This is a genomic window from Mucilaginibacter aurantiaciroseus, assembly GCF_024055595.1.
In the GTDB taxonomy this organism is placed as follows: domain Bacteria; phylum Bacteroidota; class Bacteroidia; order Sphingobacteriales; family Sphingobacteriaceae; genus Mucilaginibacter; species Mucilaginibacter aurantiaciroseus.
The window spans coordinates 1-17,218 of record NZ_JAMXOF010000006.1 but is presented as its reverse complement, the minus strand read 5'-3'; the positions used below and the strand labels follow the sequence as shown (position 1 = coordinate 17,218).

16 protein-coding genes are annotated in these 17,218 nt (G+C 39.5%); 3 read left to right on the top strand and 13 right to left on the bottom strand.

Going from position 1 to position 17,218, the window contains the following annotated elements:
• Positions 1 to 10: 10 nt before the first annotated feature.
• Positions 11 to 325: an RNA polymerase sigma factor gene (locus NAF17_RS17965; RefSeq protein WP_252759414.1), complete on the bottom strand. Its 315-nt coding sequence runs from the start codon at positions 323 to 325 to the stop codon at positions 11 to 13.
• A 225-nt stretch (positions 326 to 550) separates the two neighbouring features.
• On the opposite strand from NAF17_RS17965, the gene NAF17_RS17960 reads away from it, so the two are divergent.
• Positions 551 to 4,090 (top strand): chemotaxis protein CheB, encoded by a 3,540-nt coding sequence (locus NAF17_RS17960; protein WP_252759413.1) that lies wholly within the window; start codon positions 551 to 553, stop codon positions 4,088 to 4,090.
• A 109-nt stretch (positions 4,091 to 4,199) separates the two neighbouring features.
• A complete protein-coding gene (locus tag NAF17_RS17955; protein WP_252759412.1) occupies positions 4,200 to 4,565 on the top strand; it encodes a response regulator in 366 nt (121 codons plus the stop codon).
• 241 nt (positions 4,566 to 4,806) lie between these two features.
• On the opposite strand, the gene NAF17_RS17950 is transcribed toward NAF17_RS17955, so the two are convergent.
• Positions 4,807 to 5,214, bottom strand: coding sequence for a fasciclin domain-containing protein (locus NAF17_RS17950; RefSeq protein ID WP_252759411.1), 408 nt, complete (start codon positions 5,212 to 5,214; stop codon positions 4,807 to 4,809).
• Between the two features lie 1,688 nt (positions 5,215 to 6,902).
• Here NAF17_RS17950 and NAF17_RS17945 point away from each other — a divergent pair.
• Positions 6,903 to 7,664 (top strand): DUF4382 domain-containing protein, encoded by a 762-nt coding sequence (locus tag NAF17_RS17945; protein WP_252759410.1) that lies wholly within the window; start codon positions 6,903 to 6,905, stop codon positions 7,662 to 7,664.
• 3 nt (positions 7,665 to 7,667) lie between these two features.
• On the opposite strand, the gene NAF17_RS17940 is transcribed toward NAF17_RS17945, so the two are convergent.
• The 11 genes from NAF17_RS17940 to NAF17_RS18390 form a co-directional block, all read right to left on the bottom strand.
• Positions 7,668 to 8,027 carry a hypothetical protein gene (locus NAF17_RS17940; RefSeq protein ID WP_252759409.1) on the bottom strand — a complete coding sequence of 120 codons (360 nt, stop codon included), beginning with the start codon at positions 8,025 to 8,027 and terminating at the stop codon, positions 7,668 to 7,670.
• A 66-nt stretch (positions 8,028 to 8,093) separates the two neighbouring features.
• Positions 8,094 to 8,423 carry a hypothetical protein gene (locus NAF17_RS17935; protein WP_252759408.1) on the bottom strand — a complete coding sequence of 110 codons (330 nt, stop codon included), beginning with the start codon at positions 8,421 to 8,423 and terminating at the stop codon, positions 8,094 to 8,096.
• Positions 8,417 to 8,602, bottom strand: coding sequence for a hypothetical protein (locus tag NAF17_RS17930; RefSeq protein ID WP_252759407.1), 186 nt, complete (start codon positions 8,600 to 8,602; stop codon positions 8,417 to 8,419). Before NAF17_RS17930 ends, NAF17_RS17935 begins: the two co-directional genes overlap by 7 nt.
• A 15-nt stretch (positions 8,603 to 8,617) precedes the next feature.
• The gene (locus NAF17_RS17925) at positions 8,618 to 8,935 is read right to left on the bottom strand and encodes an RHS repeat domain-containing protein (RefSeq protein ID WP_370341492.1); all 318 of its coding nucleotides are present in this window, start codon (positions 8,933 to 8,935) and stop codon (positions 8,618 to 8,620) included.
• A gap of 628 nt (positions 8,936 to 9,563) precedes the next feature.
• The gene (locus NAF17_RS17920; RefSeq protein WP_252759405.1) at positions 9,564 to 9,803 is read right to left on the bottom strand and encodes a DUF6799 domain-containing protein; all 240 of its coding nucleotides are present in this window, start codon (positions 9,801 to 9,803) and stop codon (positions 9,564 to 9,566) included.
• Positions 9,804 to 10,131: 328 nt separating this feature from the next.
• Complete coding sequence (locus tag NAF17_RS17915; RefSeq protein WP_252759404.1) at positions 10,132 to 11,802, bottom strand: molybdopterin-dependent oxidoreductase; 1,671 nt, start codon at positions 11,800 to 11,802, stop codon at positions 10,132 to 10,134.
• A gap of 381 nt (positions 11,803 to 12,183) precedes the next feature.
• Entirely contained in the window at positions 12,184 to 12,750 is a 567-nt protein-coding gene (locus NAF17_RS17910; RefSeq protein ID WP_252759403.1) for a chemotaxis protein CheB, read from the bottom strand.
• 468 nt (positions 12,751 to 13,218) lie between these two features.
• Positions 13,219 to 14,247, bottom strand: a complete 1,029-nt coding sequence (locus NAF17_RS17905; RefSeq protein WP_252759402.1) for a class I fructose-bisphosphate aldolase — start codon at positions 14,245 to 14,247, stop codon at positions 13,219 to 13,221.
• A 10-nt stretch (positions 14,248 to 14,257) separates the two neighbouring features.
• Positions 14,258 to 16,819 carry a magnesium-translocating P-type ATPase gene (gene mgtA, locus NAF17_RS17900; RefSeq protein ID WP_252759401.1) on the bottom strand — a complete coding sequence of 854 codons (2,562 nt, stop codon included), beginning with the start codon at positions 16,817 to 16,819 and terminating at the stop codon, positions 14,258 to 14,260.
• Positions 16,820 to 16,823: 4 nt separating this feature from the next.
• Positions 16,824 to 17,078 (bottom strand): DUF2061 domain-containing protein, encoded by a 255-nt coding sequence (locus NAF17_RS17895; protein ID WP_252759400.1) that lies wholly within the window; start codon positions 17,076 to 17,078, stop codon positions 16,824 to 16,826.
• A partial coding sequence (locus tag NAF17_RS18390) for a phosphoketolase family protein (protein WP_370341490.1) occupies positions 17,075 to 17,218 on the bottom strand: 144 nt, incomplete at its 5' end. The genes NAF17_RS18390 and NAF17_RS17895, both read right to left, overlap by 4 nt.

The window sequence follows — 17,218 nt, the reverse complement described above, 5'->3', positions numbered from 1 at the left end:
TTCACCTTTTTCAAGTTTTGACTGCCATTTTTGGTAGATTAATTTTACCATTAATAGTATCTTTTATTAAATTTCTGGCGATAACAATCATCCAGGGCAGCAGCTTTCCATTTTGCCTAATGTAAACATCAAAGGAGTTCCAGACTTTAATAAAGGTTTGCTCAAGCACAGCTTCAGCTTCTTTTTTTTCAGGAACAATGCGAATGATTACTAACAATAAAACCATAGCATACCTGTCATACAGCACTTCAGCGCCCGCTCTGCTTTTTAATGAAATTAGCCGGACTAATTCTGCATCATCAACTTTCGGTTTTCTAATGATCATATCCTGTAATATATACAAGCAATGTATCTAAAATGATGCCAGTAAAATTGCGATTTAAACTATTCCATTCCTGATAGCTTTGGTTAAGGCTTTTAATTATAAATACTCCCTGTTGAACGTTTATAAAATATTCACTTTCAAAATATAATTGTAAGTTTGGTATTAGTCAATTTTTTATCATCTCAAATTTTTAAAAATTCTCATTTAGCTCTTTAAAGTACTGACATGCAGAAAGACGCCCCCCACCATATTATTGCTATTGGCGCCTCTGCTGGCGGCATGGAAGAAATCAATTCCTTTTTTGACCACACACCTTTAGATGGCGTATCCTATATCATTGTACAGCATTTATCTTCTGATTTTAAAAGCAGGATGGTTGAATTGCTGGCCAAGCACAGCAAGCTTGTAGTTGTAGAAGCTAAAAATGGCATGTATGTAAAAAGCAACCAGGTATATCTTATCCCCAGCGATAAGTTCATGACCATTAGTGATGATACATTATTTTTAACAACCAAGGAAAAAGCTACAGGGCCTCACCTTACTATAAATACATTTTTTAATTCCCTCGCGGCAGATTGCGGTACCAAAGCTATTGCTGTAGTGCTTTCTGGTTTAGGCAGTGATGGCACCCAAGGCATAAAGGCAATTAAAAAAGCAGGCGGCATGGTGATAGCCCGCAACCCGGAGACAGCCGAGTTTGCCAGTATGCCATCTAACGCCATAGCTACAGGTATGGTAGATTTTATTTTGGAACCTGAATTAATGCCAGGTACTATTGAAGAGTATGTAAAAAACGAGCGGGAATTAATACCTGATACCGCTGACGACCAAAAAAACTTGGAGGCAATTATACATCTGATCAATGAACAGCTACCGCTTGATTTTTCGGATTATAAGCAAACTACTATATTAAGAAGAATTAAAAGAAGGGCGGCTTATAATAATTTTACCAGATTAGAAAATTATATTGACTTTTTGAAGGCCACACCCGTGGAAATAGCAGCATTGGCCAAGGATTTTTTAATTAGTGTCACTTCATTTTTTAGAGATAAAGAGGCCTTTAACTTTATTGAAAAAAAGGTATTGCCAGGCATATTAGAAAATCTTGCACCGGAGGAAGAATTAAAACTGTGGGTAGCGGGCTGCGCTACCGGCGAAGAAGCTTATTCACTCGCTATATTAATAGCTGAGCAATTAACCGGCAAACTAAAAAATACCGTTGTAAAAATATTTGCTACTGATATTGATAGTGCCGCGTTAGTGCAGGCTGGCAAGGGCATGTATAATTTAAGCATTGCAAAAGAGGTATCGGCGGAGCGGCTCGAAAATTATTTTTTTAAAGAAGGAAACAATTATAAGGTCAACCCGGAAATACGTAAAATGGTGATCTTTGCAAAGCACGACCTGGTGAAGAACCCGCCATATTGCAATATGCATTTTATCAGCTGTCGCAACCTGCTGATCTACATGACACCTGTATTGCAAAAAAAGATATTTACCATGCTACTTTTTGGACTTAAAAAGGATGCTTATTTATTTTTAGGTTCAAGTGAAAACCCGATGCCTATTATAAAAAACCTCGAAATTACCCATAAGAAATATAAGATATATAAGAATCTTGAAACAAAACGACTTTTACAATTTGATGCGTTCTCATTACCTGAACTCGTTGATTCAAAAGTTAAAACCTCCTCCTTGTCTTATGAGGATACTTCCCAAAGTGCAAATAATTCTCAGGCAGAAAAAATGTACGTTGGTTTAGCTGAAGACCTGGATTACCTGGCCGTTTGTATTGATGAAAACAATCAAGTGGTAAAATCTTACGGCGATACGACAAAATATTTTTTACAAAAGCATTATACTTCAAACCTGGAAGAGCTTTTGCCAAAGCCACTTGCCGTTGCGTTTAATACATTAAAAACCACCGCCTTAAAAACAAACCAAAAAAATACCCTTACAGGTATAAAAATTAAAAATAACCAATCGGTAATTAAAGTTAGCCTCTCTATACGCCCATTGAACGGAAAGAAGGGTGAGCAAACATTGTTAATGATAACTTTTACTGAGGATAAATTATTGAGCACAGAACATCGGGAAGACATGGTGTTTGATGAAAAAATATATCACGGTGAGTACACCATGAACCTGGAAGAAGAGTTGAAGGAACTAAAAGATAAGCTTCAGTCTGCTCATGAAAAGCTTGATGCTTCCAATGAAAATATGCAGTCTTTTAATGAAGAGCTTCTTTCGGCCAATGAAGAAATGCAAAGTACCAATGAAGAAATGCAATCGGTAAATGAAGAGCTGCATACCATTAATGCGGATTACCAGTTAAAAAACAAAGAACTGCTCGAAATTAATGACGATTTAAATAATTACTTCAGGAGTAACATCAACGGTCAGTTATTTATTGATAATGACCTTCGGTTAATGAAATTTTCGCCGGGTACGGTAAAGCAGTTCAACCTGCTGGAAACAGATGTGGGCAGGCCGCTTAGCAATATTTCTACCAATATCAAATTTGAAACCATTATTGAGGATGTTAAAAAAGTGCTTGCTAATGGCAGCATAATCACCAAAGAAATTGAAACCAATAATGGTAAATGGTACCAAATCATGACGATGCCTTACATACGACAGGCAGATAATAAAAGAGATGGTGCCATTCTTACGTTTAATGATATTACCGAATTAAAAAAGATACAGCGGGAATTAAATGTCAGTAATAAAATGCTGGGTATAGCCATAGATTCGGCAGCAATGGGAATGTGGTCTATAAACTTACAAACGCGTGAATTTATTCCATCCCAACGGCTTAAAGAGATATTTGGTTTTTACCCCCATGAGCAGATGAGTCTTGAAGCGACAGTTGCACAAATTGATAGTAAATATCAACATTTAGTAACTGGTGTTGTAGAAGCAAATAATAACATGGGTACAAAATGTGATATAGAATATCCCCTACGTGGGCTACATGACGGAAAGCTGCGCTGGGTGAGGGTCAATGGCGACATTTCCTATGATCAGGATGATAAGCCGGCTTATTTTACGGGCGTTGTACATGATATTACGATGCATAAGCAGGATGAGATCCGTAAAAATGACTTTATAGCAATGGCAAGCCATGAACTCAAAAATCCTCTTGCTTCACTTCAGGGGTATATTCAACTATTAGCTTCCAAAGCAAAAAAAGACGAGGATCCATTTAGTATTACTAAGTTAGATAAAGCACATAATCAGGTTAAGAAGATGACCGCACTGATCAACGGCTTTTTAAATGTTTCAAGTTTTGAAGCCGGTAAAATTTATTTGCATAATGAAACCTTCAAAATGGATTCTCTGATCAATGAAGTAGTGGAAGAGGTATTGCTAACGTCTGTAACCCACAGTATCGTTTTAAAGCCCTGTTTATCATTAATGGTTTCGGCAGACAGGGATAAAATAGGCCAGGTGATCAACAACTTACTAAGTAATTCGATAAAGTATTCACCAAAAAGTAAAAATATTGAGATTTCTTGCGAAGAAGTAAATGGCACCATTCAGGTAAGTGTAAAGGATGAAGGCATAGGTATTATGCCACAGGATCAAAAAAAATTATTTGATCGTTACTACCGGATAGAAAATGTGGATACGCAAAAAGTTTCAGGTTTTGGCCTCGGTCTTTACTTGTCAGCTGAAATAATCCAGCGGCATAATGGTAAAGTTTGGGTAGAAAGTGAGATAGGTAAAGGATCAACTTTTTACTTTAGTTTACCTCAATTGTAATATTTTTTTATTATCAGGGGTTTACAAATCATCGCAACAAATTTTGATATAAACTTTATACTGGCATCATATTAACTATGAATATTAGCGGTTTGTATTCTTCTGATTTATGAGCAAAAAAATATTAGTTTTTGACGATGACCCTGACATTTTGGAAATCATTTCTTTAGTATTAGTAGCAAATGGATATGAAATTCGTGCCTTATCTTGCGGTGACACTGTATTTGATGATATAAAAGATTTTCAGCCTGACCTCATCTTAATGGACGTAATGCTGGCCGGTATGGATGGCCGTGCAATTTGTAAAGAAATAAAGGAAAATCATCTGACCAATTTTCTGCCGGTTATTCTGATTTCCGGGACACATAACCTAAGTGAATCATTGCATCTGCAAGCCGCACCGAATGATTTTGTCGCAAAACCTTTTGATCTTGATCATTTACTTCGAGTGGTTAACAAGCAATTGGCCGGATAAATTGAATGATGATCTTTAAAAAAAACCTGACAAGAGTATAAAACGCTGTCCAAACAAATTCAAAAATAACTTGGTGAATTAAATGGTGGTTTTGCTAATATCTTAAACCAATTTCCGCTCATTTAATTTTTTACTAAATATTCAATAACGTCACCTATTGTAAGCGTTACATTGAGGGTATATCTATAAATAAAATACCATGCGTATCGTTCATTAAACAGACACGCATGGATATTCAATACTACTTAGGTAAAATCACGGAATCAATCACGTGAATAACCCCATTTGAAGCTTCAAGGTCAGCTGTTGTCACTGTTGCATTTTCAATTTTTACACCGTCTCCGATTGCAACTGTTATCTCCTGACCGTTAACAGTTTTAGCTTTTTGTCCGTTAGACAAGTCTTTGGACATTACTTTACCTGCTACTACATGGTAAGTAAGAATTGAAGCAAGTTTTTCCTTGTTTTCAGGCTTTAGAAGTTCTTCCACTGTGCCCGCAGGTAACTTTGCAAATGCTTCGTTAGTTGGTGCAAATACTGTAAACGGACCATTTCCGCTAAGAGTTTCCGCTAAACCTGCAGCCACAACTGCAGCAACTAACGTACTAAAATCTTTGTTACCTGATGCAATTTCTACGATGTTTTCCATTTTATATCTATATTAATTTTAGATATAAAACATGATGTATTACGGATTGTTTAAATAAATTTTAAATAAATTATTTGAAATAGGGGTTTTGTTGATAATCATTTTATGGATATAAAGCGGGTTTACGATCATTCTTTTCATCAGGTTTTCAAAAATGTCTTCTTTCTATTTATTGGAGATCTCGGGTCCATTGTGGACAACATATGGAAATGTACTACGCACAACCTTTTGTTATTAGCGAAAAAAAAGCGCACTAATTCAACGAATCAGATACGCTCTCTTATAATCAACTGGAATTAACTAAAAAGTTGTTTAAAATTAATTGGGTGTGTAGGCAGAGCCTAGTTCATCTACCGAAGAATTTATACCGGTGTTATAACTTGATAAGGAAAAAATTGCTCCACTGGTGATATTCGCTACCTACAAATCATATTCTCCAACTGTTCCTGATCTGTTACTTGAAAGAATTACATTTTCTGTTCCGCATGGATAAGCGTCTGCATACTCTGCATTGTTATTGTTAAACGGAAGTCGGGTACGTATGCTATTCGCAAAATATCCCAGATAAACCTGATCATGGTGATCGCTGCTGCCGGCTTGGTCATATAGCATTTCTTCCCCGAAAACTTCGTTCGCATCATCATTGGTATTAGCGTTGGGGTCGGTATTATGGGCTATAAGTTTGATGTTGTTAATGGTCAGCAACTGCCTCCGGATGTTGAAGCGGTAATTTACCGATTGCAGGAAGTCTGCACCATTAAACCCAAGTTTTTATCTGTTATTTTTACAATATCCTAAGCGTTGCCAGCAGCACGGGTTTTACGCTCATACTGCACAGGCCTTAACCACATTGGCCGGTATCCGCTGCATCCCCTAACGCAAATCGTGTAAGCTGAAAGCTTAACACATTTTAGGTCTATGTTATACTACGCTAAACTTAGACCAGTGGAGTTTCGTCAACTTCTAAAAAAGTTGTCATCTTTTGATCCGTTAAGCCTTTGGCTTTACGGGCTACATATAATATCCTGTTCATTACAGGCCCGGTTTTGAGTGTTACCAGGCAGCAAAGTAAAAGCCCATTTATACCGTGCCGAACCCATCAGGATTGTACTTTACAAGCTAACCGTTGTTTTATACAAGTGCTAATCGGGGGTTTAGGGGCGGCCAAGTTGCGCAGGCCACCAACCCCTTACCGCTTCGGCGGTTAAGGCAAGTTGTGTTTTTGGGTACCCCAAAACACAACTTGCAGCATAAAAAACAAACACATTAACACATATACAGATAATATTATGTACAGATATACCGACAACTCTCAAAGCAAAAAAAACCGGCTAGTTTAACCGGGCTCACTTTTTTGATTTGTAACTAATTACTACTATAATCTCATTATTGCTTATATGTAACCAGTAAAAATAAGATTACCAAAAATCAATATTACTATTGCTGTTACAATATATGTACCTGATAAGTTTTTGGCTTGGGGCCACTGGTCAAATTGCTGTTCATAAACTTTCCACCTATCATTTCTTATAAATGCAAACCATTTAAGTAAAACTATTATTATAAAAGGCACTGATTTAAAAGAGAAAACTGAATGGTGGTACGTTGTTTAAACAAAACAATTTTTGTATAAATATGTTATTTTGCAAATGTGTAATAAATAAGATACACAGAACTAAAACCAATAAATGATGAATAAGATAATTTTATTTTCGGTTGTGATACTTGCTTTAGGTTTTGCTTCCTGTAAAAAAAGCAATAGTTCGAACACAACTCCCTTGTCTGTCCGGCTGACCGACGGCCCCGGGCCCTATGATGCAGTTATTTTGAGTGTTAAACAAGTTGTGGTGATTACCACGGGTGGCCAGCAGACATTAGATGTGAACGGCGGCCCGATTGACATCCTGCATTTCAGGTTAGGAAAAGACACTTTACTTGCAGCCACAGATATCCCGTCAGGGCAATTACAGGAGGTCCGCCTGGTGCTTAATACTACCGGTAATAAGGTGATTGTTAACGGTATATCTCATGATCTGACCACGCCAAGCGGGCAAACATCCGGGGTAAAATTGAAGGTAATGGATAACCTGACAGCGGGTATCGCTTATACCTTATTGCTTGATTTTGATGCCGGGCAGTCCATCGTAACCACAGGAAGTGGAAAGTATATCTTAAAGCCGGTGATCCGTGCAATTTCACAGGCGGTTTCGGGTGCCATAACTGGTCTGGTAATCCCAATAGCGGCCTATCCAAAAGTATATGCGATTAACGGAACTGATACCGTAAGTACAATTGCAGACGGTACCGGAAAGTTTTATTTCCCAGGCATGCCTGCGGCTACCTACAGCGTTAATTTTATACCGGTAAGCCCTTATGCGGTTAAAACTATCAGCAATGTTGTTGTTGTGAAAGGCGGTGTTAAGGATATAGGAACTGTTACTTTTCCTTAGTTTTTAATTTGGGCGGATCAGTAGTTTCTTTCCATTGTAAAAATCCTGGTTTTTTGGGCTTGGTACATTCGGTTCCAAAGATTTTATGCTCAGGCCGAAGGCATAGTAATCGGTTTGTTGCAGAATTTTCGGCGTTAGCTGCGTGGCATTGGCCGCATCCCAGGTCACCGTGGCGCATGTGTTGCCCAAATGGTGAATGCCGATGATATGCTCACAGAAATAAACTCCTATGTTAAATCGGTCATTAATAAAATGGCTTTGATCGATCGAGGTGGAAGAAAAGGAAAAGTCTGCTTTCTTTACAATACTGGATTCCCTGGTATCTAAAAAAAGACTGAAAGACTCGGTGGCCGAAGCCCTCAATTTAGCTTAAACAACAAAGCCCTTTAAAGGGGCTTTGTTGTTCTCAATCATTTTGTCTTCTTTTAGTTATTCGTTTAGCTTTCCAAACGAAACACCTGGAACTTCAAACGTGTAACTATAAGTTCCTTTTTTCTTATTGATATCGAATACTTTAACAATTATAAGTGATTCTTTGAACCACTTTCTATTTAATTCTATCTTATAATTATGAATAACCTGTTTTTTTCCTGGATATTCATAATAATCAAACTTTAAGGTCAAGTTTTTCAAGCTATCCACATAAAGTAAGTTTTTCGTTTGCATATTGTTAACGTATAACACTCCAGGGTAGTAACAACCATTAATTGAATCTTCTTTCCCACTAAAATCTACTACTGTTCCTGTAGGCGTTACCAAAGATGGTAGTTTTTCATTGGGGTTGTACCATTAACTTGTACATTCAAAACCTTAATAAACTGATTCAACACTGGTGTGCTTGGTAAAAATGTTGCAGAACTGATATCATCTATTTGAGTAGTTCCACCAGCCTTATCTGTTGCAGCAACTTGTTTAGCTTGATTTTTGTCTGTAACCACTAATCTTTGATCATTTTAAATCCAGTCTGTGCCAATTTTTTTACCATCTATATCAAAAAAGTCAGCAAACATACCATCGGGATCAATAAAACGCATAGGATTATTGAACACATAAGTGTATGGCGACCACCTTCTATCAAGTTCCGCCTTAGCATCCACACTCGTCCACCTCCCAATTACCGGATCATAAAACCGCGCGCCATAATCGTATTGGCCTGTTTCGTCCTGTAGTTCCTTTTCATTGTAAAGATACTGGTTTTTTGGGCTTGGTACATTCGGTTCCAAAGATTTTATGCTCATCCCGAAAGCATAATAATCGGTTTGCTGCCCAATCAGCCCATCTTGTCCGATCCAGGAATACCTGTTTATTTTTAATTGATGGCTTAATAAAATCCTTACAGGAGATTAGTGAAAATACCGTTGACAATACTACAAAAAAAGGGGAAAAGGCCAGGTTGTTTCATTAAACCGAACTTACACAAATATAGGTTTGCCGCCAAGCAAATTTTAAGCTACGTTTTTAAATATATCAAAAAAAATCCTGATCAAAGGAAAGCTTCCTTTCAAGCGGTGTAAATCCGCGGAGGGTATAATAAATTAAAAACCCCTTAAATAAGCCATTTAAGGGGTTTCAGGGGCCGTTTAAAGGGGTTGATGTGCGCCCACCTGGGCTCGAACCTATCTTTGTTATCGACTGATAATCAATGAATTATAAAGCTTTCGTCGTTTGAGGTAGTTACATAGGTAACACGCCCTGCCGATATTTAAAGATAAGAAAATTGCAGGAAATAGTATGAAGAATTGTTTTTTAGCTATGTAATATGTTGAGAACTAAGGGCCAAGTAAGTGGGGATGGAAGGGATTAACTATGCGTGTAATTTTATGGCAAATATTACACATTGAAAAAAAATTAAACAAAAAATCCAACATATTTATACGCCGGATTTTAAGGAGAATGAAATTACATTTTCATCTTGTCATCCTTCACACCTTTTTTCATAGGCATTTTCATCACCTTACCGTTCTTCATCACGCATTGACCGTCTGTTAACATCATAATTTTACCGTCCTTCATTTTAACGGTGCCATCCGTCATTACCATAGTTCCATTGGTCATGGTCATTGTTTTGGTCATGGGCATATTTTTACCGTGCATCATGGTCATCATTTTGCCGTCCATCATCATCGCTGAATGATTCATTATCATCGCTGAATGATTCATTTTTTTACTCATAGACATATGCGACATCTTGTGCATCGAAGTGTCTGCTATTTTGTTTTGTGCCATTGCGCTACAACTTAGTATAACAGCAGCTAAAGTAATAATGATTTTTTTCATGTTTTTATTGGTTAGTTTTCTGAAATACATCCACTAATCGAGCCACGTTTACGGACAGATTATAACGATGCTAATATCATTGTGATTATAGGAATGAAAGAAAAACTACTAAAGACAGTTTTATAATTAAAGCCATACCTGTTGACCTGATGGTATCCATTCTTTTAAATTGTGGTCGGAAACTTTAAATCTATGTATCAGCTAACAGGTCAAAATATTCATCATCTTCATTTTTACCGCCATAACCTTTCCCTATGTTCTCATGAGTGTCTACAAACTCAATTTTGCAAATCCATTTGACCATCTTATAACCTAACTGATTCTCTACCCGCAAACGGAGCGGAGCACCATATTTTTCAGGAAGCGGCTGATAATTCATCTCCCAAGCTAAAATTGATTCTGGTTTCAGGCAATTATCTAACGTATGTGTGTCATAATAGGTGCCGCCATAAAGCCCTTCACCAAATGAGTAAAACACGACTGTTTTAACCGATGGATGCGGCTTCACTAATTCTACCAGCGCCTGAATAGGCAAGCCGCCCCATTCTGCAATGCCTGACCATCCTTGTATGCAATGGTGCATCGTAATATTTTGTTCCTTACCCATTCGTTGCAAATCTTCTAAAGATAGCTGGACCGGATTGTCAACCATACCTCCAACAGCAAGCTTAAAATCTTTGAATTTATTGGCAGCTAATTTTTGCCACGTTTCTGATACCGGCATTTTTCCGTTTACCCAAAAATAAGGCGATATGTCCTTTTGTTTGTAATAGAGCTTGGGTTTAAACTTATTGATGGTGTTTAACCACAATCTGCCATTAATAGCTGCTTCTGTATGCTGCAAAGACCGTGGACGTTGCCAGGAAATCCAATGCGCCAGAAATCCAAAGGCAATGGTGAACAAAACAATACACAACCCGATATATAAACCGGTATAACTAACCGAGCTATCGGTGTTTAAAGTGATATGGTTCATGTTGCGAACAAGCCCGGTCGCCGCTACCATTGCCACATGAATAATAATAAATACCAAATAAGCCAGCATAACTAAAAAGTGTACCGAACGCGCACCCTGCCTGTTGCCGAAAAGCTTTGGCAACCAGTGAAAACGATTTTCTATCGCTGGTGACATACACATACCGCTTAACATGGCAATGGGCGCCAAAAGAAAAACAACCGCGAAGTAGGAAATTTGCTGCAAGGCGTTAAAATGATAAAAGCCGTTAGGTTCCATCGGCATGTGGAAGGTGGCATAGTGTACAAAGACGTTCCAGGAATCAGGTATGATCTGCCAAGTCACCGGAACTAACCGTTTCCATTGATTTGTAAAAAATAACAGTAATATAAAAACCACACCGTTAAACAAAAAAAATGGAACAGTTATAAAATGCCACGAGCGTGCTATGCCTACGGAATGACGGTAGCCAGGCAACCCAAATACGGGGTTTAAATACCGGCTATCTTCTTTGGCTGTATAAACCCGATCGTTTGGTATTTTAATGGGTGTAAACCTTAGCCACTCCGAATTTGGCGAACAACCATGGTTCCAGTACAGACGGGGGTGATCTGCTAAAATGGAAAGGCCGCTTCTGATAATCATCATTAAAAAAAAGAAGTTCACCCAGTGGCTTAAGCTTACCCATACAGGAAATCCTGTTGGGTTTGAAAGTAATACAGCATGGAATTTTGCAGAAGGGTCAGCTGGTAAGCCAAATGCCAAAAATTGAAACCAGGCAAGCCCAACAGTTAATAATAATATGATTAAAATGGCAACAAGCGCATAAGTGTTAAAACCAATAAACCATCTTCTATCCTCGGGATAGCGTATTTGCTGTTCTGCTTTGTTAAAATTGGTAAACATGGGTTATAATTAAACTACTTTCCAGCCGCGAATTTTTAAATAATCGGAAATTATAGAACGATGATAGCGCCACCATACAGCTTTTGAACACATATATGCCGTGCGTTGTTTCAATGTGAATTTTTTAAGTTCTGTTTCTCCTCTTTGAAGACATCGTTTCCATATAATCAGCATATCCGCGAAAAGCGATATGCCTCCACCCCGTATTTTTAGAATCAGGTTTTACTGTAGCAAAACCTTTCGACATCGATCATTTGCTCCAAGTGGTTGACGGGCATTTGTCAGTCTAATTTAGACGAGTTATTTAAAAAAAATCTGACAAAGCTTTCACTGGCAACATATTATCTTCTACAGCCAAGAATAAGTACTGCACTTTCTTTTCTAAGCTTCAAGCGCAGCGGCCAAACTTTTTAGTTTATCCGGAATTTTGTCGAGAGGTATAACGAAATCAACATTACCCGAATACAAGGCACTAATCGGCATAAATTCTACTTCGGCAGAACTGTCTTGAGCAAAGGTCTTTCCTCCGTTTGCCTTAATTTGTCTGCATCCGTCGGTGCCATCATGATAATATCCTGAAAGGACAATGCCGACCGCACGATTGCCCATTGCTACTGCCAAAGAAATAAAAAATAAATCAATTTGCTTGTTACTGCCCGAGCGCGGGCTCATGACTTTGAAGGTGTAATTCTCCCTTAGAAGATCTGCGCCCGGAGGAATTACATAAACGTTATTTGCCTCAATTGGCATTGCTTCAGCAGCGACCTTTACAATCATTTTCGTATGACCCGACAGTATTTCAGCTAACTGACTATGGGCCGTGGGACTCATGTGAGAAACAATAACAAAGGCCATACCTGTTTTTGACGGCATGGCCCCCAATAGCGCTTTATAAGCGTTAAGCGCACCAGCTGAGCCGCCGATGCCAACAATGAGATAAGGTTGCAATGCTCCTATATCTTTGAAAGATACAACCTTTTTCCTGTTAATTAATTTTTGACTCTTAGAAACATTTTACCGATAATCTTTCACATTTACACTTCGTTTAATTTCATCACCATCACTATCGTGTTCAATCCTGCATAGGCTGATTATCTCAGTGGGGACATAAAAAAAGAGGCTTCTTCACCTTAATTTTCATTCTCCAATAGCAATTTTTCTTGCTCAACTGAAAGCAACCTTTCCTAAAGTTCAATTATTTTTTCTGATACCAGCAAGATTACTTTTCTTGTTGAGTAAGAAGTGTTTCCAATATAGCTTCTTCAAAAAATAATGCCGATAGGTTATTTAATGAACTCAATACGTAAGGATCGCTTTGTATGTCATTTTCTTATGGTATATTGAAATTTGAATATTGAACATTATTAGCACACTTATAAAGTTACAAAAGGCTGAGCGAATGGACGTAATATTTCACTACCCTTCATGAGCTTCTAGCGCATTTGTATATTCGCCTCGCCTTGCCGCGGCATTACAAGTTCCCCGGTGAAGTAGTAATCTTTGCGCAATTGCAATTTGCTGATCGTCACCTTTCCAAGCTTCTAGTGCGGGTTGCTGGATGGCGCGTGAGAAAGAAAAGGTCAACGTCCATGGCATGATGTCGCCAAACTTGACGTGCATGGCATTCAGCCGTTCGGATGCTTGCTCAAAAGCCTGACCGCCGGATAAAAAAGCGATGCCAGGTACCGCAGCTGGCACGCACCGTAAGAAACAGGTAACGGTTGCCTCCGCTATTGCGCCCGCGTCGTCCTGCGTCCTGAAATCTAATCCTGATAATATCATATTAGGTTTCAGGATCATACATTCCAGATTTACCCGCTGCTGATACAGTGCATTAAATAGGGCGTGTAAAACTTCGGTAGTGACCTCAGCACATTTTTCGAACGTGTGGTTATCATCCATCAGTACCTCCGGTTCCACAATGGGCACCGACCCACATTCTTGGCAGAGGGCTGCATAGCGTGCTAATAAATAGGCATTGGCTTTGATACAAGATGTCGTAGGAATACCATGATCGATTGCGATGACAGCGCGCCATTTAGCAAAACGGGCACCTTTTTGATAATAGTCAATTAATCGTTCGCGCAGCCCGTCTAAACCCTCTGTGACCTTTTCACCCGGAAATGCAGGCATGGGTACAGTTCCCTGATCTACCTTGATACCGGGTATAATACCTTTTTTAATTAAAATATCTATGAATAAAGTACCGTCTTCGGTGGTTTGTCTAATCGTTTCCTGAAAAAGGATCGCACCACTGATGTAGGTTTCCAAACCCGGCGTAGTGACGATTAACTCACGGTATTTCCGGCGATATTCTTCGGTTTGCGGGATGCCAAGAGCTTCGAAGCGTTTATTGCAAGTCGCTACACTTTCGTCCATGGCTAACAGGCCCTTACCGTTGCCCATTAACTGGTTCACAATGTTTTTCAGCTCTTTAACATCCATTTCATACGTTTTACTTTTTTAACGCAGTTAACATTTGCTTGTTTGCAGTGGCATTCATTTTTCTATAAAACCACCGCTTCGCCAGTTCTGCTGATCCCAGATAACAAACAATAATGAGTAGCATCCAGCCATAATAAGTTATAGGCAGCCGGGTAAACCCGAACCAGGTGGCTAAAGGTGTCAACGGCAGTGCCAATACGAGCATCAGGATCAATACCGTGGCGATGGCTAAATATTTACCAGGCAGACTTTTAAAAAAAGACAGCTGTGTCCTGACCACTAAAACGATCAAGGTGGCGGATATGACCGATTCAGCGAACCACCCGGTTTGAAATGTCTTTTCATTCGCGTGGAAGACAAATAACAATACTCCAAAAGTCAGGTAATCAAAAACGGAACTCAGTAACCCGAAAGTGATCATAAAGCGTTTGATGAACCCCAAATCCCAGCGTTGGGGCGATTGGATATTGATCTGATCAACCCTGTCTGTAGCAATGGTCATTTCTGGAAAGTCGGTTAACAGATTGGTCAACAAGATCTGTTTCGGTAGCAAAGGCAGGAATTTTAAAAATAATGACGCGCCCGCCATACTGAACATATTGCCGAAATTTGCGCTTGTAGCCATAAAAATGTATTTCATGGTATTGGCAAACGTTTTGCGCCCTTCGATAATTCCATCGATCAAGACCTCAAGGCCACTGCTCAATAATACAATGTCGGCCGCTTCTTTGGCAACATCTACTGCGGTATTTACAGATATACCTACATCGGCGGTATGGAGCGCCGGGGCATCGTTAATGCCATCGCCCATAAAACCAACTACATTGCCTGCCTTTTTCAAAATGGTGATGATCCTTTCTTTTTGATTAGGCTCCACTTCAGCAAAAACATCCGTCAGCGGGGCCTTATGAAACAAAGCCGAATTAGTCATTTTCAGTAGATCTGCGCCTGTCAATATCTGAGGATCCTTTATGCCAATTTGCAAAGCCAGGCTTTTGGCTACCAGAGCGTTGTCACCGGTAATGAATTTAAGCTTTACACCCAGGTCATTCATTTTAGCCATCAAATCGGCAACATTGGCTTTAAGCGGGTCAAACAAGGTGATAAAGCCTATAAATACCATGTCCTTTTCATCTTCCTTGGTAAAATCCTGTTTTGCGTTGGAGGGCTTATAAGCCACGCCTAATGTGCGGTATCCATTGGCGCTTAACTGCTCGTATTGCTTATGTATTTCAGCTGTGCTGTCTGCAATAGCTTCTATTTTCCCGTCGGAGGTTTCAACCTGGCTGCAAACTGCTAAAATATTATTTAATGCGCCTTTGGTAATGACGAAATTCTCCCTTTGGTTTTTTACCTGTATGGTGAGGCGCTTACGGATAAAATCATAGGGTATCTCTGTTTGCACCTGATACGTATTTGCCGGGCCTTTATATTCCGAACAAATTGCCGCGTCAATGGGGTTATTAAAACCTTGTTGCATGGAAGCGTTGAGCCAGGCATATTGTAAAACCTTATCACTATGATTCCCGCTTATATCCAGCGTGTCTTTTAATTTCACCTTACCTTCGGTAATGGTTCCTGTTTTATCTGAACACAGCATGTTCATGCTGCCGAAGTTTTCAATAGATGACAAGCGTTTAACAATTACCTGCTGTTTGGCCATGCGCCGTGCGCCCGTAGCCAGGTTGACACTAATGATAGCTGGCAGTAATTGCGGCGTTAAACCTACCGCCAGCGCCAATGAAAACAGGAAAGAATCGAGCACGGGCTTATGCAAGAAAACATTGATGCCAAAAATAATGATCACCAGCAACAAGGTGATCTCCATCAGCATATAACCGAATTTCCGGATACCTTTTTCAAAATCAGTTTCCGGTATCCTTGCCTGTAAGCCAGCGGATATTTGTCCAAACTCTGTTTGTTTGCCAATTTTGATAATAAGGGCGCTGGCTTTGCCGCTGATGACATGCGAGCCCATAAACAGCGCATTGCTTCTTTTGGCCAAAGGGGTATTTTCGGGCAAAACCCCGGCGTTCTTTTCCACCGGATAGGTTTCGCCGGTAAAGGCCGCTTCATCAACAAACAGTTCCTGCGATTCGAGGATCAGGCTGTCTCCGGGTATCACGTCTCCCGCCGATAGTATCACGACATCGCCCGGAACCACTTCTTCGACCGGTATTTCTATTTTCTTGCCGTTCCTTAAAACAGCACAATGGAGCTGCACCATTTTCATCAGTTCCTTCACTGCATCCGAAGCGCCTTTTTCCTGCCAGAACCCCAGGAAACTACTAATCAGTACAATAGCCAGGATAATTACGGTATCGGCAACATCGCCCAACCCAGCTGATAACAAAGCTGCTGCGATTAGCATCAGGGTGATCGGGCTTTTAAACTGCGACACGAAGAGAAAGAATGCAGATGATGAGGTATTGGCCTTTATAGTATTGGCACCATATTGTTTTTTCTTTTCGATAACTTCCCGGTCACTCAAACCCTGCTCCTTTGCCGTCAACTGCTTTAATGCCGTTGCTTTATCCAGGTGCCAGAAGCTTTGATCTGTTTTTATTTCCATTTTATCACGCTTTTTTATGGGCAATCGTTTTGCCCCATTTGATCCTGTCCCAGATCCGCTCATGTAGAAAATAACCAATGGTTGTGTAAATATTGCTGACGATCATAAAACCGAAAACTACTTTAATCTGTCCGATAAACAAATACACACATACAAAGTCTAATAAAAGGATCACCACGCGGTAACTAATTGTTTTGAAAACCGACCTGCGCAGTGTTTCCTCGGTCTGTTGGCTAACTGGGATCAGTTTTTCAATCATGCACTGGTTGGATTAACAGCATCCCATTTCCAGTTAAGCACCTCGGGCATATCCTGGCCATGCACACTGATATAGTGCTTGTGCTCCGTGAGTTTATCCGCTAATAATTGTTTTAAATAAACACCTTTAGTTCCCGTTTG

Bases quoted from the DNA above. Each gene is read 5' to 3' on its own strand.
- NAF17_RS17965 (WP_252759414.1), bottom strand. From the start codon at position 325: ATGATCATTAGAAAACCGAAAGTTGATGATGCAGAATTAGTCCGGCTA.
- NAF17_RS17960 (WP_252759413.1), top strand. From the start codon at position 551: ATGCAGAAAGACGCCCCCCACCATATTATTGCTATTGGCGCCTCTGCT.
- NAF17_RS17955 (WP_252759412.1), top strand. From the start codon at position 4,200: ATGAGCAAAAAAATATTAGTTTTTGACGATGACCCTGACATTTTGGAA.
- NAF17_RS17950 (WP_252759411.1), bottom strand. From the start codon at position 5,214: ATGGAAAACATCGTAGAAATTGCATCAGGTAACAAAGATTTTAGTACG.
- NAF17_RS17945 (WP_252759410.1), top strand. From the start codon at position 6,903: ATGATGAATAAGATAATTTTATTTTCGGTTGTGATACTTGCTTTAGGT.
- NAF17_RS17920 (WP_252759405.1), bottom strand. From the start codon at position 9,803: ATGAATCATTCAGCGATGATGATGGACGGCAAAATGATGACCATGATG.
- NAF17_RS17915 (WP_252759404.1), bottom strand. From the start codon at position 11,802: ATGTTTACCAATTTTAACAAAGCAGAACAGCAAATACGCTATCCCGAG.
- NAF17_RS17905 (WP_252759402.1), bottom strand. From the start codon at position 14,247: ATGGATGTTAAAGAGCTGAAAAACATTGTGAACCAGTTAATGGGCAAC.
- mgtA (WP_252759401.1), bottom strand. From the start codon at position 16,819: ATGGAAATAAAAACAGATCAAAGCTTCTGGCACCTGGATAAAGCAACG.
- NAF17_RS17895 (WP_252759400.1), bottom strand. From the start codon at position 17,078: ATGATTGAAAAACTGATCCCAGTTAGCCAACAGACCGAGGAAACACTG.